26 protein-coding genes are annotated in these 22,497 nt (G+C 55.2%); 11 read left to right on the top strand and 15 right to left on the bottom strand.

Annotated elements, in window-relative coordinates:
- Positions 1-38: 38 nt before the first annotated feature.
- From mdoG to KGP22_RS08045, 3 genes are all read left to right on the top strand, one after another.
- A complete protein-coding gene (gene mdoG, locus KGP22_RS08035) occupies positions 39-1,592 on the top strand; it encodes a glucans biosynthesis protein MdoG (protein ID WP_223581834.1) in 1,554 nt (517 codons plus the stop codon).
- Entirely contained in the window at positions 1,585-4,113 is a 2,529-nt protein-coding gene (gene mdoH, locus KGP22_RS08040; protein WP_223581835.1) for a glucans biosynthesis glucosyltransferase MdoH, read from the top strand. The genes mdoG and mdoH overlap by 8 nt, the downstream gene beginning before the upstream one ends.
- 84 nt (positions 4,114-4,197) lie before the next feature.
- On the top strand, positions 4,198-4,425 hold the full coding sequence (locus KGP22_RS08045) for a YceK/YidQ family lipoprotein (protein WP_032650824.1): 228 nt from the start codon (positions 4,198-4,200) through the stop codon (positions 4,423-4,425).
- Positions 4,426-4,431: 6 nt separating this feature from the next.
- Here KGP22_RS08045 and KGP22_RS08050 read toward each other — a convergent pair whose 3' ends face one another.
- From KGP22_RS08050 to KGP22_RS08060, 3 genes are all read right to left on the bottom strand, one after another.
- Positions 4,432-4,806, bottom strand: a complete 375-nt coding sequence (locus KGP22_RS08050; RefSeq protein WP_023311118.1) for a MysB family protein — start codon at positions 4,804-4,806, stop codon at positions 4,432-4,434.
- A 97-nt stretch (positions 4,807-4,903) separates the two neighbouring features.
- Complete coding sequence (gene mdtG, locus KGP22_RS08055; RefSeq protein ID WP_223581836.1) at positions 4,904-6,121, bottom strand: multidrug efflux MFS transporter MdtG; 1,218 nt, start codon at positions 6,119-6,121, stop codon at positions 4,904-4,906.
- 140 nt (positions 6,122-6,261) lie between these two features.
- The gene (locus KGP22_RS08060) at positions 6,262-7,188 is read right to left on the bottom strand and encodes a Kdo(2)-lipid IV(A) acyltransferase (protein ID WP_223581843.1); all 927 of its coding nucleotides are present in this window, start codon (positions 7,186-7,188) and stop codon (positions 6,262-6,264) included.
- Between the two features lie 221 nt (positions 7,189-7,409).
- Here KGP22_RS08060 and KGP22_RS08065 point away from each other — a divergent pair, with 221 nt between their 5' ends.
- Positions 7,410-8,459 carry a rhodanese-related sulfurtransferase gene (locus KGP22_RS08065; RefSeq protein WP_111965842.1) on the top strand — a complete coding sequence of 350 codons (1,050 nt, stop codon included), beginning with the start codon at positions 7,410-7,412 and terminating at the stop codon, positions 8,457-8,459.
- A gap of 41 nt (positions 8,460-8,500) precedes the next feature.
- Here KGP22_RS08065 and KGP22_RS08070 read toward each other — a convergent pair whose 3' ends face one another.
- The 9 genes from KGP22_RS08070 to mdtH all read right to left on the bottom strand — a co-directional run bounded on the left by KGP22_RS08070 (position 8,501) and on the right by mdtH (position 15,177).
- Entirely contained in the window at positions 8,501-9,079 is a 579-nt protein-coding gene (locus KGP22_RS08070; protein ID WP_149366323.1) for a YceI family protein, read from the bottom strand.
- Between the two features lies 1 nt (position 9,080).
- Positions 9,081-9,647, bottom strand: a complete 567-nt coding sequence (locus KGP22_RS08075) for a cytochrome b (protein ID WP_223581845.1) — start codon at positions 9,645-9,647, stop codon at positions 9,081-9,083.
- 207 nt (positions 9,648-9,854) lie between these two features.
- Positions 9,855-9,968 carry a YceO family protein gene (locus KGP22_RS08080; RefSeq protein WP_032639612.1) on the bottom strand — a complete coding sequence of 38 codons (114 nt, stop codon included), beginning with the start codon at positions 9,966-9,968 and terminating at the stop codon, positions 9,855-9,857.
- A gap of 60 nt (positions 9,969-10,028) precedes the next feature.
- On the bottom strand, positions 10,029-11,147 hold the full coding sequence (gene solA, locus KGP22_RS08085) for an N-methyl-L-tryptophan oxidase (protein ID WP_223581847.1): 1,119 nt from the start codon (positions 11,145-11,147) through the stop codon (positions 10,029-10,031).
- 116 nt (positions 11,148-11,263) lie between these two features.
- Positions 11,264-11,518, bottom strand: coding sequence for a biofilm formation regulator BssS (gene bssS / locus KGP22_RS08090; RefSeq protein WP_008500827.1), 255 nt, complete (start codon positions 11,516-11,518; stop codon positions 11,264-11,266).
- A gap of 273 nt (positions 11,519-11,791) precedes the next feature.
- Entirely contained in the window at positions 11,792-12,037 is a 246-nt protein-coding gene (gene dinI / locus KGP22_RS08095) for a DNA damage-inducible protein I (protein WP_008500826.1), read from the bottom strand.
- A 74-nt stretch (positions 12,038-12,111) separates the two neighbouring features.
- The gene (gene pyrC, locus KGP22_RS08100; protein WP_023311125.1) at positions 12,112-13,158 is read right to left on the bottom strand and encodes a dihydroorotase; all 1,047 of its coding nucleotides are present in this window, start codon (positions 13,156-13,158) and stop codon (positions 12,112-12,114) included.
- A 127-nt stretch (positions 13,159-13,285) separates the two neighbouring features.
- A complete protein-coding gene (locus KGP22_RS08105; RefSeq protein WP_223581850.1) occupies positions 13,286-13,846 on the bottom strand; it encodes a lipoprotein in 561 nt (186 codons plus the stop codon).
- Positions 13,847-13,968: 122 nt separating this feature from the next.
- Positions 13,969-15,177, bottom strand: coding sequence for a multidrug efflux MFS transporter MdtH (gene mdtH, locus KGP22_RS08110; protein WP_149366324.1), 1,209 nt, complete (start codon positions 15,175-15,177; stop codon positions 13,969-13,971).
- Between the two features lie 236 nt (positions 15,178-15,413).
- On the opposite strand from mdtH, the gene rimJ reads away from it, so the two are divergent.
- The 4 genes from rimJ (at position 15,414) to murJ (ending at position 19,249) form a co-directional block, all read left to right on the top strand.
- Positions 15,414-15,998 carry a ribosomal protein S5-alanine N-acetyltransferase gene (gene rimJ, locus KGP22_RS08115; protein WP_008500822.1) on the top strand — a complete coding sequence of 195 codons (585 nt, stop codon included), beginning with the start codon at positions 15,414-15,416 and terminating at the stop codon, positions 15,996-15,998.
- A 9-nt stretch (positions 15,999-16,007) separates the two neighbouring features.
- Complete coding sequence (locus tag KGP22_RS08120) at positions 16,008-16,658, top strand: YceH family protein (RefSeq protein WP_223581852.1); 651 nt, start codon at positions 16,008-16,010, stop codon at positions 16,656-16,658.
- A gap of 2 nt (positions 16,659-16,660) precedes the next feature.
- A complete protein-coding gene (locus KGP22_RS08125; RefSeq protein ID WP_223581854.1) occupies positions 16,661-17,584 on the top strand; it encodes a Gfo/Idh/MocA family oxidoreductase in 924 nt (307 codons plus the stop codon).
- 129 nt (positions 17,585-17,713) lie between these two features.
- The gene (gene murJ, locus KGP22_RS08130; protein WP_223581856.1) at positions 17,714-19,249 is read left to right on the top strand and encodes a murein biosynthesis integral membrane protein MurJ; all 1,536 of its coding nucleotides are present in this window, start codon (positions 17,714-17,716) and stop codon (positions 19,247-19,249) included.
- 59 nt (positions 19,250-19,308) lie between these two features.
- Here the strand turns inward: murJ and flgN are convergent, their stop codons facing one another.
- The 3 genes from flgN to flgA all read right to left on the bottom strand — a co-directional run bounded on the left by flgN (position 19,309) and on the right by flgA (position 20,785).
- Entirely contained in the window at positions 19,309-19,734 is a 426-nt protein-coding gene (gene flgN / locus KGP22_RS08135; protein ID WP_008500818.1) for a flagella biosynthesis chaperone FlgN, read from the bottom strand.
- Between the two features lie 4 nt (positions 19,735-19,738).
- Positions 19,739-20,032 carry a flagellar biosynthesis anti-sigma factor FlgM gene (flgM, locus tag KGP22_RS08140; RefSeq protein ID WP_023311133.1) on the bottom strand — a complete coding sequence of 98 codons (294 nt, stop codon included), beginning with the start codon at positions 20,030-20,032 and terminating at the stop codon, positions 19,739-19,741.
- Positions 20,033-20,125: 93 nt separating this feature from the next.
- Complete coding sequence (gene flgA, locus KGP22_RS08145; protein ID WP_111965532.1) at positions 20,126-20,785, bottom strand: flagellar basal body P-ring formation chaperone FlgA; 660 nt, start codon at positions 20,783-20,785, stop codon at positions 20,126-20,128.
- A gap of 157 nt (positions 20,786-20,942) precedes the next feature.
- Between flgA and flgB the strand changes: the two genes are divergently transcribed.
- From flgB to flgD, 3 genes are read left to right on the top strand one after another with little or no spacing between them, the layout of a single operon-like run.
- On the top strand, positions 20,943-21,359 hold the full coding sequence (flgB, locus tag KGP22_RS08150; RefSeq protein WP_023311135.1) for a flagellar basal body rod protein FlgB: 417 nt from the start codon (positions 20,943-20,945) through the stop codon (positions 21,357-21,359).
- A 3-nt stretch (positions 21,360-21,362) separates the two neighbouring features.
- A complete protein-coding gene (gene flgC, locus KGP22_RS08155) occupies positions 21,363-21,767 on the top strand; it encodes a flagellar basal body rod protein FlgC (RefSeq protein ID WP_223581858.1) in 405 nt (134 codons plus the stop codon).
- 11 nt (positions 21,768-21,778) lie between these two features.
- Positions 21,779-22,489 carry a flagellar hook assembly protein FlgD gene (gene flgD / locus KGP22_RS08160; protein WP_111965533.1) on the top strand — a complete coding sequence of 237 codons (711 nt, stop codon included), beginning with the start codon at positions 21,779-21,781 and terminating at the stop codon, positions 22,487-22,489.
- The last annotated feature ends 8 nt before the right edge of the window (positions 22,490-22,497 follow it).

Below are 22,497 nucleotides of genomic sequence, written 5' to 3' on the forward strand. Positions count from 1 at the left end.
TCGATATAAGCACACAAAGGGGGAAGTGCTTACTTATTATGAAACATAAACCACAGATGATGAAAATGCGTTGGTTGGGTGCTGCAGTGGTGTTATCACTGTATACCTCATCGGCACTGGCCTTTAACATCGACGATGTCGCAAAACAGGCAAAATCGATGGCAGGCAAGAGCTACGAAGCGCCGAAAAGTAACTTGCCCTCCGTTTTCCGCGACATGAAGTATGCGGACTATCAGCAGATCCAGTTCAATCACGACAAAGCGTACTGGAGCAATATTAAAACCCCGTTCAAGCTTGAGTTTTATCATCAGGGTATGTACTTCGACACGCCTGTTGCCATCAATGAAGTGACGGCAACAGCGGTACGTAAGATCAAGTACAGCCCGGATTACTTCAATTTTGGCAATGTGCAACACGACAAAGATACGGTGAAAGACCTGGGCTTCGCAGGCTTTAAGGTGCTTTACCCGATCAACAGCAAAGATAAAAACGACGAAATCGTCAGTATGCTTGGTGCCAGCTACTTCCGCGTGATTGGCGCGGGGCAGGTATACGGGCTTTCTGCGCGCGGACTGGCTATTGATACCGCGCTACCATCAGGTGAAGAGTTCCCACGTTTCCGTGAGTTCTGGATTGAACGTCCAAAACCAACGGATAAACGTCTGACTATTTACGCGCTGCTGGATTCGCCGCGTGCGACCGGGGCCTATCGCTTTGTGATTATGCCGGGCCGCGACACGGTGGTTGACGTACAGTCTAAGGTTTACCTGCGTGATAAAGTGGGCAAACTGGGCGTTGCGCCGCTGACCAGCATGTTCCTGTTTGGGCCGAACCAGCCGTCACCGGCAACTAACTTCCGCCCGGAACTGCACGACTCCAACGGTCTGTCGATTCATGCCGGTAACGGTGAGTGGATCTGGCGTCCGCTGAATAACCCGAAACATCTGGCGGTGAGCAGCTTCGCGATGGAAAACCCACAAGGTTTTGGCCTGCTGCAGCGTGGTCGTCAGTTCTCCCGTTTTGAAGATTTGGACGATCGCTATGACCAGCGTCCAAGCGCCTGGGTCACGCCAAACGGTGACTGGGGTAAAGGTAAGGTCGAGCTGGTAGAAATTCCAACCAACGACGAAACCAACGATAACATCGTTGCTTACTGGACGCCGGATCAGCTGCCGGAAGCCGGTAAAGAGATGAACTTCAAGTACACCATTACCTTCAGCCGGGACGAAGATAAGCTGCATGCGCCGGATAACGCGTATGTGATGCAGACTCGCCGCTCAACGGGTGATGTGAAGCAGTCTAATCTGATTCGTCAGCCTGACGGCACCGTGGCGTTTGTCGTGGACTTCACAGGCCAGAATATGAAGAAACTGGCACCGGACACCGCCGTTGCCGCTCAGGCCAGCATTGGTGATAACGGTGAAATCGTTGAGAATACCGTGCGTTACAACCCGGTAACCAAAGGCTGGCGTCTGACCCTGCGCGTGAAAGTGAAAGATCCGAAACAGACCACTGAAATGCGTGCTGCGCTGGTCAGTAACGATCAGCCGCTGAGTGAAACCTGGAGCTATCAGCTACCTGCCAATGAATAATACATCTGAATATATTGATGCCATGCCGCTGACGGATATCGAAAAAGCGGCACTGCCTAAGAGCGACATCCGCGCGGTTCACACCGCGCTGGATGGTGAACATCGTCAGTTTTCCCGTGATGATGATACGCCGCTTGGGTCAGTCAAGGCGCGTCTGGAGCAGTCCTGGCCGGACTCGCTGGCGGAAGGGCAGTTGATTAAAGACGATGAAGGACGCGATCAGCTTCAGGCGATGCCGAAGGCCACGCGTTCCTCTATGTTCCCCGATCCGTGGCGCACCAACCCGGTGGGTCGCTTCTGGGATCGCCTGCGTGGACGTGATGTGACGCCGCGCTATCTGTCACGCCTGACGAAAGAAGAGCAGGCGTCTGAACAGAAATGGCGTACCGTGGGGACAATCCGTCGCTATATCCTGCTGCTTCTGACGCTTGCGCAGACGGTCGTCGCGACCTGGTATATGAAAACCATCCTGCCGTATCAGGGCTGGGCATTCATAAACCCGACGGACATGATGGGCCAGGATCTCTGGGTCTCCTTCATGCAGCTGCTGCCGTACATCCTGCAGAGCGGCATCCTTCTGCTGTTCGCGGTTCTCTTCTGCTGGGTCTCAGCCGGCTTCTGGACCGCGCTGATGGGCTTCCTGCAGCTGCTGATGGGGCGTGACAAATACAGCATTTCGGCGTCAACGGTCGGGGATGAACCCCTCAATCCTGAGCACCGTACCGCGCTGATTATGCCTATCTGTAACGAAGACGTTGACCGCGTATTCGCGGGCCTGCGTGCAACCTGGGAGTCCGTAAAGGCCACCGGCAACGCGGAGCATTTCGACGTTTACATCCTGAGCGACAGCTACAACCCCGATATCTGCGTTGCAGAACAAAAAGCGTGGATGGAGCTGATTGCAGAAGTGCAGGGCGAAGGTCAGATCTTCTACCGCCGCCGTCGTCGTCGGGTGAAGCGTAAAAGCGGTAACATTGATGACTTCTGCCGTCGCTGGGGTAACCAGTACAGCTACATGGTGGTGCTGGATGCTGACTCCGTCATGAGCGGAGATTGCCTGAGTGGTCTGGTGCGTCTGATGGAAGCCAACCCGAACGCGGGTATTATCCAGTCCTCCCCAAAAGCGTCCGGAATGGACACCCTTTATGCACGCTGCCAGCAGTTCGCCACCCGTGTTTACGGGCCGCTGTTTACGGCAGGTCTGCACTTCTGGCAACTGGGTGAATCGCACTACTGGGGTCACAACGCCATTATCCGCGTGAAGCCGTTCATTGAGCACTGTGCGCTGGCGCCGCTGCCGGGCGAGGGTTCGTTTGCCGGCTCTATTCTGTCGCACGACTTCGTAGAAGCGGCGCTGATGCGTCGTGCTGGCTGGGGCGTCTGGATTGCCTACGACCTGCCGGGATCGTACGAAGAGCTGCCGCCGAACCTGCTGGACGAGCTCAAGCGTGACCGCCGCTGGTGTCATGGTAACCTGATGAACTTCCGCCTGTTCCTTGTTAAAGGAATGCACCCGGTTCACCGTGCGGTGTTCCTGACGGGCGTGATGTCGTATCTCTCCGCACCGCTGTGGTTTATGTTCCTTGCGCTCTCCACTGCGCTGCAGGTCGTCCATGCCCTGACGGAGCCGCAATACTTCCTGCAACCGCGGCAGCTGTTCCCGGTTTGGCCGCAGTGGCGTCCGGAGCTGGCGATCGCGCTGTTTGCCTCGACCATGGTGCTGCTGTTCTTGCCTAAGCTGCTCAGCATCATCCTGATCTGGTGCAAAGGCTCGAAAGAGTACGGCGGTTTCTTCCGCGTGACCCTTTCACTGCTGCTGGAAGTCCTGTTCTCCGTGCTGCTGGCGCCGGTGCGTATGCTGTTCCACACCGTGTTCGTGGTCAGCGCATTCCTGGGCTGGGAAGTGGTCTGGAACTCACCGCAGCGTGATGACGACTCCACGCCGTGGAGCGAAGCCTTTATGCGCCATGGTTCACAGCTGCTGCTGGGTCTGGTGTGGGCGGCCGGGATGGCGTGGCTGGATCTGCGCTTCCTGTTCTGGCTGGCGCCGATTGTCTTCTCGCTAATCCTGTCGCCGTTTGTCTCCGTGATCTCCAGCCGTTCGACGGTGGGGCTGCGGACCAAACGCTGGAAGCTATTCCTGATCCCGGAAGAGTATTCCCCGCCGCAGGTGCTGGTGGATACCGATCGTTACCTGGAGCAGAACCGCAATCGCACGCTGGATGACGGCTTCATGCACGCCGTGTTTAACCCGTCATTCAACGCCCTGGCAACGGCTATGGCGACGGCGCGTCACCGCGCAAGCCAGGTGCTGGAGATTGCCCGCGATCGTCACGTTGAGCAGGCGCTTAACGAGACTCCGGAAAAACTTAACCGCGACCGTCGTCTGGTCCTGCTGAGCGACCCGGTCACGATGGCGCGTCTTCACTACCGCGTGTGGTCCGCTCCGGAGAGATACTCTTCGTGGGTAAACTACTATAAGGAACTGAAACTTAACCCGCTGGCGTTGAAGGCGAAGTAAGTTGTTAAGTAGGGTGGGCAAGCGAAGCGCCTCCCGCCAAATAAAATACCGGCTTAATCGCCGGTATTTTTTTAGAGGTTACTCATGAAAATAATCATCGTCGTACTGATGGCATGCCTGCTCAGCGGCTGCGGCAGTATCATCAGTCGCACCATTCCAGGGCAAGGCCACGGGAATCAGTATTACCCTGGCGTGAAATGGGATCTCCGTGATTCCGCATGGCGCTACCTGACCGTGCTCGATCTGCCGTTCTCGCTGATTTTCGACACGCTGCTGCTGCCGATTGATGCCAGCCACGGCCCTTACGAATAACCTAAATTAACGTTCGTCCCACTCATCGGCTGCGGTTTGACCTTCTTCCGTATCAAGCGGCGGCTCAAGCTGAAACTCACCCTCATCCCACTCGTGCAGGGTGTTCTCTTCCAGCCATTCCTGCCGCAGTTCGATTTCGTCATAGTCGCCGTCAAAGACTGCCTGCGCACCTTCACCACTTAATATCGGCAAACATTCCCCTTCTTCACCTTCATCGGCAAAGAATTCGGCCTGCCACATAATATCCCCATCCTGCAGAACGTATTTCTGGATATTAAGCTGTTGCACGTCAGCATCTTCTTCTTCAACGCCGGGGTTGTCGGCGAGGAACTCTTCACGAGCGGCATCAATAGCTTCTTCCAGCGTGGCGTACATGGTCATTGGTGTCTCCCTGTTTTCCAGAAGGTTTCAGGGAAAGAATAGCTGAATATCCGATTCTGCAAGTATGAATACGAAAATAAGCTGTCAGGCGTTCGTCTTATTCCGTCACCGGCCGTAACGCGCGGGATAAACTGAACCATGAATAAATGGCATTGAACAACACGACGCCCGCCGTCACGATAAAGACGGCGCGAAAACCGAAGCTGGCGGAGACCCCAGCCCCGAGCAGCGGTCCGGTGACGTTACCGATGTCCCGGAACGACTGGTTATAGCTGAAAATACGCCCGGCAATCTGGTTTGTAGAGTTGTAGACCAGCAGGGTCTGAACGGCGGGCAGTAACGCGCCGTCGGCGGCTCCCAGTAAAAAGCGCAGGACGCCCAGCTGCCATGGCGTTTGCACCATCGACATCGGGATAAGCAGCAGGACGGAAATCACCAGCGCGCAGATCAGTATTTTTTCCGGACCCACCCGGTCCCCCAGTTTTCCGAGCCTCGGGGCGCTCAGCAGCGCTGCCACGCCGGGTACGGAGGCAATCAGCCCGCTGATGAACGCAATGTTGCTGACGTTACCCGCCAGATCGCGAACGTAAAGCGTCAGAATAGGGGCAATCGACCCGGTGGCTACCTGAATAATCAGTGTTGTTACGAACAAGCTCAGCACCAGCCTGGGGTTTTTGAGCGAGGTCAGCACTTCCCTGGCGTGGAGCATCTCTTTTTTGGCGACAGGCGTGAAGTTTTCCCGAATACAGAGCAGGGTGAGGATGAAGCACAGGAACAACACGCTGGCGGTGATAAAGAAAACCGGCCGCAGTCCATAGCTATCGGCCAGGAGTCCGCCGGCCAGTGGCCCCAGCAGGGCACCGCTCACGCCGCCGGTTGAGAGCGTGCCCAGCGCCCAGCCGCTTTTATGGCGGGGAATTTGTGTGGCAATCAGGGCATTCGCGTTGGGAATAAATCCTCCCAGCAGGCCCAGCAGCGCGCGCAGTATTAGAAACTGCCAGACGTTTTGCGCCACGCCCATCAGCGCCATGATGATGGCCATCCCCAGCGCCGAGCGCAGCAGCATGATTTTTCGCCCCTTGCGGTCTGCAAGGCCGCCCCAGAAGGGTGAGGCCATCGCGGAAAAGAGAAACGTGATGCTGAATACCAGGCCAGACCACATATTGAGCGCGCTGTGGCCCGTTACGCCAAGCTGTTCGACGTAGAGCGGCAGGAAGGGCATGACCAGGCTAAAGGCCGCGCCGGTAAGAAAACAGCCAAGCCACGCAACCGTGAGGTTACGCTTCCAGTTTATGGGGGCATCTGAGGGTGACATAACAATCCGCATAATGAGGTGCTGAGCACCTGAAGCTTGAAGTAATAAGCCTGCTAATTATGCGCCTGGGTTATGAATGCCGCAATGAGGGGGAGCTTTTAAAGCTAAAACAGCATGCGGCCCTGAGGGCCGCATGAGGATTAATAGCGAGACGGCGTGCCTTGTGGCCGCGTTTTAAAGCGGCGGTGCAACCACATGTACTGCTCGGGCGCCAGCATAATGCACTTCTCCACAACGCTGTTCATCCAGCGCGCGGTCGTTTCCGCATCGTCGAGCGGCGGCGCGAGTTCCGGCTCCAGCATCATCAGCTCGTAGCCTGAACCATCCGGCTTACGGCGGGGAACAAAAGGCACGATGGCGGCTTTGGACATCCGCGCCAGCATCCAGGTTCCGGTCGTTGTGGCGGCCTCTTCAACGGCGAAGAAGGGGACAAATACGCTGGCCTGCGGGCCATAGTCGTGGTCGGGGGCGTACCAGACCACTTCACCGGATTTCAGCGCGCGGATCATTCCCTTCAGATCTTTACGGTCGATCATGCTTTTGTTGGAGCGCATGCGGCCATTGGTCTGGATTAAATCGATGACCGGGTTATCGTTAGGGCGATAAACGCCAATGCCCGGCGCCTGCATGCCGAACATGCGCGCCCCGATTTCAAGCGTCAGGAAATGGACGCCAATCAGCAGAACGCCCGTCTGGTTGGCCTGAAGCGAATGCACCGGATCCATGCCGGTGCCCGTCACCTCGCTCCAGCGAGCCATGCGTTTGTCCGGCCAGAACCACGCCATGCCGGTTTCCATAAGGCCCATCCCGACGGATTCGAAATTCTTCGCGACCATATCGTGACGCTCTGACTCGCTCATCTGCGGAAAACACAGCTCAAGATTGCGGTACGCGATTCTGGCTCGACGTTTCATAAACAGTTGCGCGAAGCGGCCCAGAAATTTACCCAACCGAAAAATAACAGGGTAGGGAAGCTGTACCAGAAGCCATAAAAAGCCGATGCCAAGCCAGGTCAACCAATAGCGGGGATGCAAAAGGGCGGCAGTAAATTTTGGTAACTGGGTCATGTCTTTCCTGTGTTCAAACGTCCTGTTTTGCTAGTGTCTCATTTTTTGAGACGTAGCCAAAATATCTGCTTTCGAAGCGTGCACGAATACAGCAATTGTTAAGCCTGATTAATCAGGGTGTGTGAAATGTAGCGTAAATTGTGTGGATGTAAATTGGTTTTGTTTGCTATATGATGCCGACCGATTTTTCATTCTCTCTAACGATTCCAGGACTGTACACCATGCCAGTGTTACACAACCGCGTTTCGAATGAGATGTTAAAAGCGCGTATGTTGGCTGAAACCGAACCGCGCACAACCATCTCATTCTATAAATACTTCACGATCGACGATCCGCAGGCGACCCGCGATGCGCTTTATCAGGCGTTCACGGCGCTTAACGTCTTCGGCCGCGTCTACCTTGCCCGTGAAGGTATCAACGCGCAGATTAGCGTACCGGAAAGCAAAGTCAGCGCCTTCCGTGACGTACTTTATCAGTTTGACCCTGCACTCGACGGCTTACGCCTGAATATTGCCCTGGATGATGACGGGAAATCCTTCTGGGTGCTGCGCATGAAGGTGCGTGAACGCATCGTGGCAGACGGTATCGACGATCCTGAGTTTAACCCGTCGGACGTCGGTGAATACCTCAAGGCGGCGGAAGTGAATGCGATGCTGGACGATCCGGATGCCGTATTCATTGATATGCGTAACCACTATGAGTACGAAGTGGGGCATTTCGAGAACGCGATGGAAATCCCGGCTGATACCTTCCGCGAGCAATTGCCCAAAGCGGTTGAGATGATGCAGGAGCATAAAGATAAAAAGATCGTTATGTACTGCACCGGCGGTATCCGCTGCGAGAAAGCCAGCGCGTGGATGAAGCACAACGGCTTCAATAAGGTCTGGCACATTGAAGGCGGCATTATTGAGTACGCTCGTCGCGCCCGTGAGCAGGGGTTGCCGGTACGCTTTATCGGGAAAAACTTTGTCTTTGACGAGCGGATGGGTGAGCGTATCTCTGAAGACGTTATTGCCCAGTGCCACCAGTGCGGCGCGCCGTGCGATACCCACACCAACTGCAAAAACGACGGCTGCCATCTGCTGTTCATTCAGTGCCCGGCCTGTGCCGAGAAGTTTAACGGCTGCTGTAGCGAGCTGTGCAGTGAAGAGAGCATCCTGCCGGAAGAAGAGCAACGTCGCCGTCGCGCAGGACGTGAAAACGGCAACAAGATTTTTAATAAATCACGTGGTCGTCTGAATACCAAACTGGGTATCCCTGACCCGGAATGATAATAACGCCCGGCACGGTGAAAACCTACCGGGCGAAGTTATTATGATTTCTGCTGTACCCCTTCAACGGAAATAATCAGCTCCACGTCCTGAGACGCCGGGCCTAAATCCGTTGTGATATTAAAATCTTTCAGGTGAATTTTCCCTGCCGCTTCAAAGCCTGCGCGTTTACCGCCCCACGGATCGTCACCCTGGCCCAGTAATTTAGCATCAAGCGTGACCGGTTTGGTTACGCCGTTAAGCGTCAGGTTGCCGGTAATATTCAGCTTATCACCGTCTTTCTTCACCTCAGTAGAAGTGAAGGTCGCCTGCGGGAATTTCGCGACGTTGAGGAACTCCCCACTTCGCAGGTGTTTATCGCGCTCTGCGTGGTTCGTGTCGACGCTGTTCGTATTAATCGTCACATTGACTTTATCGGCCGCGGGATTTTTCTCGTCAAAGGTGAACGTGCCGTCAAAATCCTTAAAGGTGCCGTACAGCCAGCTGTAGCCCAGGTGCTGAATACGGAAATTGACGAAAGCGTGCTGGCCCTCTTTATCAATTTTATACTCCGCCGCCACGGCATTACCGGCGGTGAATAACAGAGAACCCAGGGCGATACCCAGCAGGTGTTTTTTCATTTTATGCTCCAGAGTCAACTGACGAGCGGCCAAGCATGCGCTTTAGCGTATCGTCTTTATCAATAAAATGGTGCTTGAGGGCGGCAAGCCCGTGAAGTACGGACAGGATCACCACGCTCCAGGCAAGCCAGAGGTGAACTACCCCCGCCGTATCGGCCTGCGCCCCGGCATCGCTAAGCGTTGCCGGAACCTCGAACAGGCCAAAAACGTTAATCGGCTTACCGTCAGCCGTCGAAATGAGATAGCCGCTAATCAGGATGACAAACAGCAGCGCATAGAGGGCAATATGCGCGGCGACTGCACTAACGCGGGTAAATTTGCTGTGAGACGTTGGCGCGGCGGGCGGCGGGGAGATATGTCGCCAGATCACTCGGAAGACCAGCCCCAGCATCAGCAGGACACCAATACTTTTATGCAACTCTGGCGCCTGGTGATACCAGCCATCGTAATAGCTGAGCGTGACCATCCAGAGCCCAAGTCCAAACATACCGTAGACGGCAAGAGCAAATATCCAGTGCAAACTTATGGATATTATTCCGTAGCGCCGGGAGGAGTTACGCAATTGCATAAGAATGTCCATTTCAAATAAACCGAAGGGTAAAAATGAACGGGAAGAGTTGATATTGCAACTGAAATAATTGTCTATTGATTTTTATTTTATTTATTTCAGCATTTTTGAACAGGATCAATAAATGTAATTCAATGTCTTCGTGCAAGATGAAATTGAGAGTTTCAGCAAAGCTAAATAAACGTCAATTATTGTCAATCATGGTTTTCAATAAAATACGATGTAAACAAAATCAATAATGGCCAGCAGCGCCCACAGTAAGATATAGAGCATAAAATGCTCGCGAATATTATTCATAAGAAAGTTAACGATCCTGCGCATAACGCCCCAACATGCAGTGTAAATGAAACGGGCTCCGGGACGTCCGGAGCCCGTGGCGGATTATCCGTTAAATCGCGAGAGGGAGAAGGGCGTCAGATCAAACTGCGGCGTGATGCCCTGGGCAAACTGCGCGGCGATTTCACCCAGCACGGAAGCAAACTTAAAGCCGTGGCCGCTCAGCCCGGTAATCAGCAGGACGTTGTCATGCCCCGGCAGGGTGTCAATGATAAAGTCTTCATCCGGCGTGTTGTCGTAGGTACAGGCCGCGCCATACAGCAAGCCACCGACGCCTGGAAGAATATTGCGCAGGAACGAGAAGGCCTCTGAACCATCCTGTGGGAAGGCGCCGAAGGGCTTACGCTCGTCAGGAGAGGCGATAGCCTGGCCACCGTTGTGTTTACCGATTTTCAGCGCGTCTTTCTCGGAAGGGAAACCGTAGAACTGATCGCCATTCGGCAATTCGCCGGTAAAGGCCGGGAATTTATTCTGCGCGCTGTAGCGCCCATCCGACTGGAACCAGGAGAAGACCTTACGCACCGGCTGGACAGGCAGTTCCGGCAGCAGGCGCGTGACCCAGGTTCCTGCGCTGACGAGCAGGCGGGACGCTGAATAGTCGCCGTCAATAGTCGTTACCGTGACGCCATTCTCGTCATGGGTGATAGCCTCTACCGGACAGTTAAACAGCTGCGCGCAGCCGGCTTTCGCGGCAAGATCGATCCAGGTTTTGATCGCTGTTTCACAGTGCAGCACGCCGGAGTGGGCTTCAAAGAGGCCAATGTAATCGTCGGGGACGGTAATTTCAGGCCAGCGCGCGGTAATGCCCGTCGCGTCCAGCTTCTCGACATCAAGATTAAAGGCTTTTGCGCTGCGCTCGACGCTGGCGAGAAAATCAGAATTAGCAGGGCCAAGGTTGATAACGCCGGTACGCTCGAAAATACGCTCTTCGGTCTGCTTCGCCAGCTCGTCCCACAGCGTCTGGGCGCGAAGCACCAGCGGTACATAGCGCTCGCCTTCTCCATACGCATGGCGCATGAGGCGGGTATCGCCATGATGGCTGCCCTCCGAATGAGGAGGAAGGTGGGCATCGATCATCAGGACCTTCAGGCCTGCCTGTGTTGCGTAATAACCGGCGGCGGAACCCACGGAGCCGCTACCAATAATGATTAAGTCGTATTTCATATGCATCTCATAAACTGACGTTTTGTTAGCAGAGTAATTAACAACGCGGGGTTAGACAAGGGAGAAATAAATAAGGCACCGCGAGGGTGCCTGTAGAGAGAAAAGTGGGCATAAGCTTAGTGCCGTTTATACTCATTTTCCTGATAGTCGCCAGATTCTATTTTTGCAATACCTGCTTCTAAAATAGAAATAAACTGACGGGCGACGTCTGTTGTTAGCCACAGCGTCTGTCCAACTTCCGCTTCTTCACGGTTGAGTTGATTCGGGGTCTGGTAGTGCAAACGCAGCATCAGCGCATCGTAGCTATCTACGGTACTGATATCCCAACCAACCAGTGGATGGGTCTGGATCACTTCACTATTCTTTTCCATTATAACCCCCTTAATGCGTGTTAGAAGACAACGGCTTTGAGGTTCAATGCATGTTTTTCTGAAAGCATCTTCAGTATACCAAGTAATAAGGGTTCCGACGGGAAAAATAAACAGCTGGCAACACATTTTTCTGCTTTTTAGGATTGTTCGAACAATAAAACACCATCTTGTTCACGATTCTTAAAGAAGATGCCGAATTAATTTGAACTTGCAGGATTTTTAGACAAAAAAAAGCCGGGGCGACCCGGCAAAAAACACAATGAGGGAGCAGTGTTAATCTGTGATAAACCAGTCGTCTGCGCTTTCCCACGTTTCCTGCAGGATTTCGCTGATGCGATCTTTATCTTCTTTCGCAGCACCAATGACGGAGAGGTTGTTCGCCGCGGCGTAACGCACCGTTACGGCACCCGCGTTATCGGGAAAGGTGTTGTTAATACGGCGGGATAATTCGCCTGCCAGTGCATCAAGCGCGCCGGCAGGCAGAACGGTAGTTTTGGCTATGGTGACTTCAATACGCATAAATGCCCCCTGTGTAATATACTGTTTATTTATACAGGTATATTATCTTTTTGACAACAAGGGGGATTGATTTTTTAACGTTTTACCGTCCAGTTAACGGTTTCACCCGCCAGGAATGGGATCAGCGTATCATCCGTCAGGGCAATGGACTCCTCAACGTGGCTCGCTTTCCGCTCCAGCTCGATGAAGGTGTCGTTGACCGGCAGGCCGTAGAAGCGCGGGCCGTTAAGGGAGCAGAATGCTTCGAAATGTTCCAGCGCGTTCATTTCTTCAAATACTGTTGCGTAGCTGGCAAGCGCCGTTGGGGCGTTGAAGCAGCCTGCACAGCCGCAGCTCGCCTCTTTACGATGGCGGGCGTGAGGTGCGGAGTCGGTACCGAGGAACGCGCGGGAGAACCCGCTGGCGACCAGCTCGCGCAGCGCCTGCTGGTGGATGTTGCGTTTGAGGATAGGCAGACAGTAGAGGTGAGGGCGCACCCCGCCCACCAGCATGTGGTTACGGTTAAACATCAGGTGCTGTGGCGTAATGGTGGCAGCGATAAGATCGTTGCCGTCACGCACGTACTCTGCCGCGTCTTTGGTGGTGATATGCTCAAATACCACCTTTAGGGCGGGCAGGCGCTGGCGCAAAGGCTCCATCACGGTCTCGATAAAACGGGCTTCACGGTCGAAGATATCAATCTCCGCGTGCGTGACTTCACCATGGACCAGCAGCGGCATACCCAGTTTCTGCATGCGTTCCAGAACCGGCATGATGGCATCAATGCTGGTGACGCCGTGGCTGGAGTTGGTGGTGGCGTTCGCCGGGTAGAGTTTCGCTGCCGTAAAGACGCCTTCGTTAAACCCACGCTCCACTTCGTTCGGGTCCAGCGAGTCGGTCAGATAGCAGGTCATCAGCGGGGTAAAATCGTGTCCCGCAGGCACGGCATCCAGGATGCGCTGGCGATAGGCTATCGCGGCATCGACGGTGGTGACTGGTGGAACCAGGTTAGGCATGACAATCGCGCGGCCATAAATTTCGCTGGTATAAGGCACGACGGTTTTCAGCATATCGCCATCGCGCAGATGGATATGCCAGTCGTCAGGGCGGCGGATTTTAAGAACCTGGGGTTGTGCAGTCATGGAAGCTCCGGCTTGTCAGGAATCAGTCATAAGGATGGCTGTTTTTGCCGGACACAAATCATAAGCGGAAACGTTTTCGTTTGCACACTTTTCCGTGAAAAAAAAGGGCGCCGCAGCGCCCTTCAGGTTAATCGGTGAAAGGAATGATAATTTCGCCCGGTTTTACCTCTATGCCTTTTGCGTATTTTTTCGCCAGGGCTTCACCCTTGCTTTTGTCTGCACTTAAGACGTACGCGGGCTGCTGGTTAAAATAATTACGCAGCGACTGATTCAGATAGGGCATCAGGGTTTGCAGAACCGGTGCCATCTTGTCCGGAGACACCTTCGCATCGACCACTTCCATCTCCTGCAGGAAAATCGCCCCTTTCTCTTTGTTGAAAACAGGGAGTGCCTTCAGCTTGAGCTTGATGTTGGCTTTCTGATTGCCAAACAGGGAGGACATATCGAGGTCCGCATCACCGGCCAGGGTGACTTTGTTTGGCTCTTCACGTCCGATCTGGCTACTCAGGTTTGTGAGCACGATATGCGCGTCCGCCAGTCCCGGCACGCCAATGTCTTTAGAGAAATTGTTATGTTTTTCCAGCGCCTGATTAATTTCCTGTTCACTGACGGTATATTGCGTGAGCTGGTTACAGCCAACCAGCAGGCCGCTGAAAACTAATGCAGCGGCAAAGACAATTTTCTTCATAGTGTTCCTCAACGAAAATCGGCGCTTCTGTCCTGTTACGCCAGTATGTCAGCGTGAATGGGCAGAAACCAGCAGAAAAAACTGAGAAGTGGGGCGGGAGGCGCTCCCGCCCGAGGGAAAGGCTACGCGCCAGGCTCGAGCATGCCGCTCGCGCTGCGTTTTTGGCTGAACTGCCACCACAGGGCCAGTAGCGTCATAAAGCCCACCACGCCGAGCATCATCCATGGTAGCTCGGGCTGGTTTAGCGCTTTGCCGGCATCAAACAACCAGCCGCCCCCGGCGTAACCTAATGCACCGCCGAGCGCCAGCCCCAGGCGGCTGAACCCCATATAGCTGCCGCGCGCACGCGCATCCGCAAGCGAGGCGCTCAGCGTTTCGCGGGCAGGCTCGGCGATGATTGAGCCAATATAGAACGTGCAAATCAGCGTAAACAGCTGCTGGAGAGAGTTCACCAGGCCGATCGGCATCATGCTCAGCGTCATCAGGAAAAGTCCGGCCATCAGGCGATGCTCCAGACGAAAACGCCGCTCGCTCCAGCGGGCAATCGGATAGAGCAGCGTTAACGACAGGCAGGCTTCAATGGCGTACATCCATTTTACGGCTGCAGGAGTGCCCGCAATATCGTTAACCATGATCGGCAGCATCAGCATGACCTGTACGGCCAGCATGTAGTAGCCCGTCAGGGTCAGCACATAGGTGACAAAACGCCTGTCGCGCAGGACCCGGCCAAGCCCTTCCCGGACCGGCGCTTTGACCGTCGACAGCTTCCAGGCGGGCAGGAACAGGCCATTAAACAGCGCGCACAGAATAAAGAGCACCGCCCCAGCCGCACAGACCAGACGGAAGTCATACTGCAGCAGCCAGCTTCCCAGCAGGGCGCCGACAACCGCCCCGGCACTGTCCTGCATCATCAGAATCGAGAAGAAACGGCCGCGGTGCTGAGGGCGAATAAGCTTCACCACCAGCGCGGTACGTGGCGGATCGAACAGCGTGCCCCCGATGCCGGAGAGAAAGCAGGAGAACCAGAGCAGCCAGGGCTCCTGGGCGACCGCCATCGTGGCAAACCCTGCCGCGCGCAGCAGCATACCGGTAACGATCATCGGTTTAGCGCCAAAGCGGTCGGCGATAGCCCCGCCAAAGACGCCCAGACCCTGCTGGACAAACTGGCGTAGCCCCAGGGCAATGCCAACCATTAATGCCGCCCAGCCCATTTGATCGACAAAGCGGATCGATATAAGGGGGAAAACGACAAAAAAGCCGAGCACGACCAGCATGTTATCGACGAGCAGGAAATATTTACCCAGGCTCCTGGCCTGTGATACGCGGGACATTTTCCCTCCAGGGAAAATAAGATGGTGAGCACGCTAACATTCTGCGGTGTCGCCGCGTTTTTTCCCACCCCCGGGCGTGACAATATTTTTTTATCAAAAGGGTGCTTTGATAGAGAGTTCTCATCGAAAATAGTGAAAAGCGACCAAAATGGTATGTCACTGTTTTCACAGACGGCGCAGGCGCAGGTATAGTAAAGCTAATGGGTAAGCAGAAGTGACGGGAAGGAGTGGGATCGATGTTTGGCTATCGCAGTAATGTGCCAAAAGTGCGTCTGACAACGGACAGGCTGGTCGTTCGTCTGGTGCATGAGCGTGATGCCTGGCGTCTGGCGGATTATTACGCCGAGAATCGCCAGTTTTTAAAACCCTGGGAACCCGTTCGGGATGAGAGCCATTGTTACCCTTCCGGCTGGCAGGCGCGCCTCAGCATGATTACGGAATTTCACAAGCAGGGCAGCGCGTTTTATTTCGCGCTGCTGGATCCCGAAGAGAAAGAGATTATCGGGATCGCCAATTTTTCAAACGTGGTGCGCGGGTCGTTTCACGCCTGCTACCTTGGCTACTCCATCGGCCAGAAATGGCAGGGGCAGGGGCTGATGTACGAGGCGTTAACGGTGGCGATCCGCTATATGCAACGCACGCAGCATATCCATCGCATCATGGCGAACTATATGCCGCATAATCAGCGCAGCGGCAATTTGCTGGCGCGTTTAGGGTTCGAGAAAGAGGGTTACGCCAAAGACTATCTGCTGATTGACGGAGAGTGGCGCGACCACGTTCTGACGGCGTTAACCACCCGGGACTGGACCGCAGGTCGTTAAGGAGAAAAGATGAAGTATCAGCTAAACGGTACAGAAGCGCGCGTGATTGGGTGCTTACTCGAAAAACAGGTCACCACGCCGGAGCAGTATCCGCTCTCCGTCAACGCCGTGACCATGGCCTGCAACCAGAAAACCAACCGCGAGCCGGTGATGAACCTCAGCGAGCATGGCGTTCAGGACGTGCTGGATGCGCTGGTAAAACGGCACTATCTGCGCACCGTCAGCGGCTTCGGCAACCGCGTGACCAAGTACGAACAGCGCTTTTGTAACTCCGAATTTGGCGACCTGAAGTTGAGCAGCGCGGAAGTGGCGGTCATCACCACGCTGCTGCTGCGCGGGGCGCAGACGCCGGGGGAACTGCGCACGCGCGCTTCCCGTATGCATGAGTTCAGCGATATGCAGGAGGTCGAGCAGACCCTGGAAGGGCTGGCTTCTCGTGAAGACGGCCCGTACGTGGTGCGTCTGGCGCGCGAGCCAGGCAAACGTGAAAGCCGCTATATGCATCTGTTCAGCGGCGACGTCGATGTCGCTACCGTGGAGAGCGACGCGGTATCCTCAGCAGGCACTGACACTCTTGTCGCGCGCGTAGAAGCGCTGGAAGAAGAGGTCGCCGGGCTGAAACAGCGTCTGGATACCTTGCTGGCACATCTGGGAGACTGACGGTGAAAAAATTACGCGTAGGCGTGGTGGGGCTGGGCGGCATCGCGCAAAAATCCTGGCTGCCTGTTTTAGGTGCGGCGACGGACTGGACCCTGCAAGGGGCATGGTCACCCACGCGAGAAAAGGCAGAACGTATCTGCGAAACCTGGCGCATTCCGTACGCTGCCTCCCTGCAGGTTCTGGCCCGCGAGTGTGATGCGGTTTTTGTGCATACCTCAACGGCAACCCACTATCAGGTGGTGAGCGAGCTGCTCAATGCGGGGGTTCACGTCTGCGTGGATAAACCGCTGGCGGAAAATGTTCCGGACGCGGAACGTCTGATCGAGCTGGCGGCACGCAAAAAACTGACGCTGATGGTGGGTTTCAACCGCCGCTTCGCGCCGCTTTACCAGCAGCTTAAGGCGCAGTCGGGCACGCTTTCCTCGCTGCGAATGGATAAGCACCGTACCGACAGCATTGGGCCAAACGATCTGCGGTTCACCCTTCTGGATGATTACCTGCATGTGGTGGATACGGCGCTGTGGCTGACCAACGGTAATGCGCAGCTGAAAAGCGGCACCCTCGTGACAAACGATCAGGGGCAAATGGTCTACGCTGAACACCACTTTTCCGTTGAGCATCTTCAGATTACCACCAGCATGCACCGCCGGGCGGGTAGCCAGCGTGAATCCGTGCAGGCGGTGACCGACGGCGCGCTGTACGACATTACGGACATGCGCGAGTGGCGGGAAGAGAAGGGCAGCGGCGTGGTGACGCTCCCGGCGCCAGGCTGGCAGAGCACCCTAGAGCAGCGCGGTTTCGCAGGATGCGCCCGCCACTTTATCTCCTGCGTGCAAAATCAGACGGTTCCTGAAACGTCCGGCGAGCAGGCCATTATGGCGCAGCGCATTGTAGAAAGGCTCTGGCGCGATGCCATGAGTGAATAACTCGCTGTAACATCTGCGGATAGTAATTCGTTGAAATCCGGGTAGACTAAGCGCCGCTTGTAGGCTTTGCCGGGTGGCGCTTACGCTTGCCCGTCCTGGAAATCCGTATGGTTCTGGAAATTCACGTTAATGAACTTATTAAAATCGCTGGCGGCCGTCAGCTCGATGACCATGTTTTCCCGCGTGCTGGGTTTTGCACGCGACGCCATTGTGGCAAGGGTATTTGGTGCAGGGATGGCCACGGACGCCTTTTTCGTCGCCTTCAAATTGCCGAACCTGCTGCGTCGTATTTTTGCTGAAGGGGCGTTTTCCCAGGCATTCGTGCCCATTCTGGCGGAATATAAAAGCAAGCAGGGTGAAGACGCGACGCGCGTCTTTGTTTCTTATGTCTCCGGATTGCTGACGCTGGCTTTAGCTGTGGTGACCGTACTCGGGATGCTGACCGCGCCCTGGGTAATTATGGTGACCGCGCCCGGGTTTGCCGATACGGCTGACAAATTTGCCCTGACCTCGCAGCTTTTGCGCATTACTTTCCCCTATATTCTGCTCATCTCGCTGGCTTCGCTGGTGGGGGCTGTCCTGAATACCTGGAACCGCTTCTCTGTACCGGCGTTTGCGCCGACGTTTCTCAACGTCAGCATGATCGGTTTTGCCCTCTTCGCCGCGCCGCACTTCAACCCGCCGGTGCTGGCGCTGGCCTGGGCGGTCACCGTCGGCGGCGTGCTGCAGCTGGCGTATCAGCTGCCGCATCTGAAAAAAATCGGCATGCTGGTGCTGCCGCGCATCAATCTCAAAGATGCCGGGGCGATGCGCGTGATCAAGCAGATGGGGCCCGCCATTCTCGGCGTCTCAGTCAGCCAGATCTCGCTTATCATCAACACCATCTTTGCCTCTTTCCTCGTGTCCGGCTCGGTTTCCTGGATGTACTACGCCGACCGCCTCATGGAATTTCCGTCCGGGGTGCTGGGCGTGGCGCTGGGGACCATTCTGCTGCCGTCGCTGTCGAAAAGTTTTGCCAGCGGCAATCACGATGAATATTGTCGCCTGATGGACTGGGGATTACGTCTCTGCTTCCTGCTGGCCCTGCCAAGCGCGGTGGCGCTGGGTATTCTGGCTAAACCCTTAACGGTGTCGCTCTTCCAGTACGGGAAATTCACCGCTTTTGATGCTGCCATGACCCAGCGCGCGCTGATTGCCTACTCGGTCGGATTGATGGGGCTGATCGTCGTCAAGGTGCTGGCGCCAGGGTTCTACTCGCGTCAGGACATCAAAACGCCGGTGAAAATTGCCATCGTGACGCTGATTATGACGCAGCTGATGAACCTGGCGTTTATTGGTCCGCTGAAGCATGCAGGCCTGTCATTATCGATTGGTCTGGCGGCCTGTCTGAATGCCGGGCTGTTATACTGGCAGCTGCGCAAGCAGGATATTTTTACGCCGCAGCCGGGCTGGGGGAGTTTCCTGGCGCGTCTGATCGTTGCGGTACTGGTAATGTCTGCCGCGCTGCTTGGCATGATGTACGTGATGCCGGAATGGTCCCTGGGCACCATGCCTTACCGTCTGATGCGGCTGATGGCCGTGGTAGGCGTCGGGGTGGTGGCTTATTTTGCCACGCTCGCGGTGCTGGGGTTCAAAGTGAAAGAGTTTGCCCGCCGTACGGCATAAACACCAAAAGGGGAGTTCACCTTATGGTGCTCCCCGCTGCATGATTTGTCGCTCAGGCGTCAAATCGAAATCTTTTTAACTCCCGCAATACGCGCAGTCGCTGTCTGACCATCCGCACCGTACAGTCCGGTTTCTTTATGCGGTTTCAATACCTCAAGCGCCTGCTGGTTACGCTCAATCTGACCTTCCAGTAGCCAGCCGTTGTGCTGGTTAAGATCGCGCAGATGCTGGGTTTTTTCGGTAATGGTTTGCCAGCGCTCAATAATATCGTCATTGGCGCTACGCTTAGGATCCTGCTCAGCGCGGCGCTGCTGCTCCAGATAATCCAGCGTCGCCAGGAGTGAACTCTTATCTTCAGTAATACGCTGCAGCGCACTGCCGTTGATGTGACCGGAAGAGAGATGCTGTTGTTCAGCGTCCATTACCGTTTTCAGGTCGTTAAGAACAACCGTCATTTGATCCAGTATTTCTGACAGTCGACTCATACGGTTAGTTACTCTGTAAGAAACTCTGTGCTTCCTGAATCAGGGCGTCAGCGATTTTGCTGGTGTCCATTTTCAGCTCACCGTTACGAATAGCCGTTTTCAGCGCTTCAACACGTTCCATATTGATATCGTTGCTGCCTGGCTGCATCAGTTTTGCCTGCGCGTCGCTCAGGGTAACGCTGGTGCTGTTGGACGTTGACGGTTTTTCCAGACGCGTTTTCTGCGCAGGAGCGTCATTCGTTTCGCGAGGTTGTACAGCGCTTACCGGCTTCAGGGCTGATGTACGATCAATGCTCATAGTGTTGTCCTCATCGAGGGTTCGCGGCGTTTGCGCCTGATATCATCATTAGTGGAATATTTATCGGCACGCGCCGCGAAATCTTTAAAAAGATTATAGGTTAATCAGAATATTCCCATCAGAATCGACGGTTCCGCTCACCACCTGGCCTGAGGACATTCTGACGCGGGCGTTTTGCGCAACCGCGGCATTGTTTAACGCTTTCCCTTCACTGTTGATGCTAAAGCCATCTCCGTTGGCCACCACCATCACCTGTTGACCCGCTTTTACCCGCCACGATTGACGCAGCATTGAAAGCTGTATCGGCTGGCCGGGGGCGACATCACGCAGGCTGACGGCGTCCTGTGCCTGGTTCATTTCAAGCATGGTGCGTGGCGGCAGCTGATCCAGACGCCCGCGTTTTAACGTCACGCTGTTCGTCTGCAGGACGCTGCCGCGCGCAATGGGCACGGCGGCGACAACATAATTGCCCGTCGCCTGAACTGCAACCTGTAAATAGCGTTTTTCGTTCGCGCAGCGTGCCAGCACGTTCACATTCCCCCACAGCCTGGTAGTCCCTGTCACGCTGAATGACGGTTGGTCACAGGTTGGGTACAGATTCGGTGGGGTGCGCACGGTAACGTTAACCTCATCGGAAAAGCCCGCCAGCTTTTCAGCAAAAAAAGCCGTCAGCCGATCCTGTAAGCCATCAGCCTGCACCAGAGGGCTAAACAGCAAGAAAGTTGCCACCAGGCCACGTTTTAACGTTTGCATCGCAAGTTCCACCGTTTCCAGAATTGAATGAATTCTACCTGCAGTGGTTTTGCATCAACGCAATAAATAGCGACGCATTTTGCGCTTATTCCGTCGATAGGTGAGACCGGGTGAGATTTAAGCTGTGAACTGAAATTTTGCCATCAGCGGAGGAGACATGCTCGATAAACTCGACGCCGCGTTACGTTTTCAGCAGGAAGCGCTCAACTTACGCGCCCAGCGGCAGGAGATTTTAGCCGCCAACATCGCTAACGCCGATACCCCGGGGTTTCAGGCGCGCGATATTGATTTTTCCAGTGAACTCAAAAAGGTGATGGAGCGTGGACGTGCCGAAGGAACGGGTGTTGCACTCGCCATGACATCCTCTCGCCATATTCCTGCTCAGGCGATGACCGCGCCAGCGACCGATTTACTTTACCGCATTCCCGATCAGCCCTCACTCGACGGTAACACCGTGGATATGGACCGGGAGCGTACACAGTTTGCCGATAACAGCCTGAAATACCAGACGGGCCTGACCGTACTCGGCGGACAAATCAAAGGCATGATGAACGTCCTGCAGGGGGGGAACTGATAGATGGCCTTGTTGAATATTTTTGATATTGCCGGTTCGGCGTTAACCGCGCAGTCCAAACGCCTGAACGTGGCCGCCAGTAACCTGGCGAACGCCGACAGCGTAACCGGACCCGACGGCCAGCCTTATCGTGCCAAACAGGTTGTCTTTCAGGTCGATGCGGCGCCAGGCGCTGCGACGGGCGGTGTGAAGGTGTCTGATGTGGTAGAGAGCCAGGCGCCGGACAGGCTGATGTATGAGCCGGGTAATCCGCTCGCGGATGCCAGCGGATACGTGAAAATGCCAAACGTGGATGTGGTGGGTGAGATGGTGAACTCCATGTCGGCGTCCCGTAGCTACCAGGCCAACGTCGAAGTGCTTAATACCGTGAAGAGCATGATGCTCAAAACACTCACTCTCGGCCAGTAAAGGAGACATGCATGTCCATCGCCGTAAATGTGAATGATCCTACGAACTCGGGTGTTAATAACACGAAGAGTACGACGGGTTCTAACTCCCTGACCGGGAGCAATGCCTCCGATCTTCAGGGCAGCTTTCTGACGCTGCTGGTGGCGCAGCTTAAGAACCAGGATCCCACCAACCCAATGCAGAATAACGAACTGACCACGCAGCTTGCGCAGATCAGCACCGTGAGCGGCATTGAGAAGCTCAACACTACCCTCGGTGCCGTTTCCGGCCAGATTGGCAGCAGCCAGTCTCTGCAGGCAGCGAGCCTGATTGGTCACGGGGTGATGATCCCTGGAACCACGATTCTGGCGGGCACCAGCACCACTGAAGGGAACACCACAACGACCACCACGCCGTTTGGCGTTGAGCTGCAGCAGGCGGCGGAGAAAGTTACCGCAACCATTACCGACAGCAACGGCACGGTCGTGCGCACCATTGATATCGGTGAGCTGAAGGCGGGCGTTCACACCTTTACGTGGGATGGCAGCCTGACCGACGGCACTAAAGCACCAAACGGTTCTTACAAAGTAGCGATCAGCGCCAGCAACGGGACGACCCAGCTGGTGGCGCAGCCGCTGCAGTTCGCGCTGGTCCAGGGCGTGATTAAAGGAAGCGACGGCAACAAACTGGATTTGGGAACCTCTGGTTCCACCACACTCGACGAAGTTCGGCAGATTATCTAAGCCTTAAC

Source organism: Enterobacter sp. JBIWA005 (genome assembly GCF_019968805.1).
Lineage (GTDB): Bacteria > Pseudomonadota > Gammaproteobacteria > Enterobacterales > Enterobacteriaceae > Enterobacter > Enterobacter vonholyi.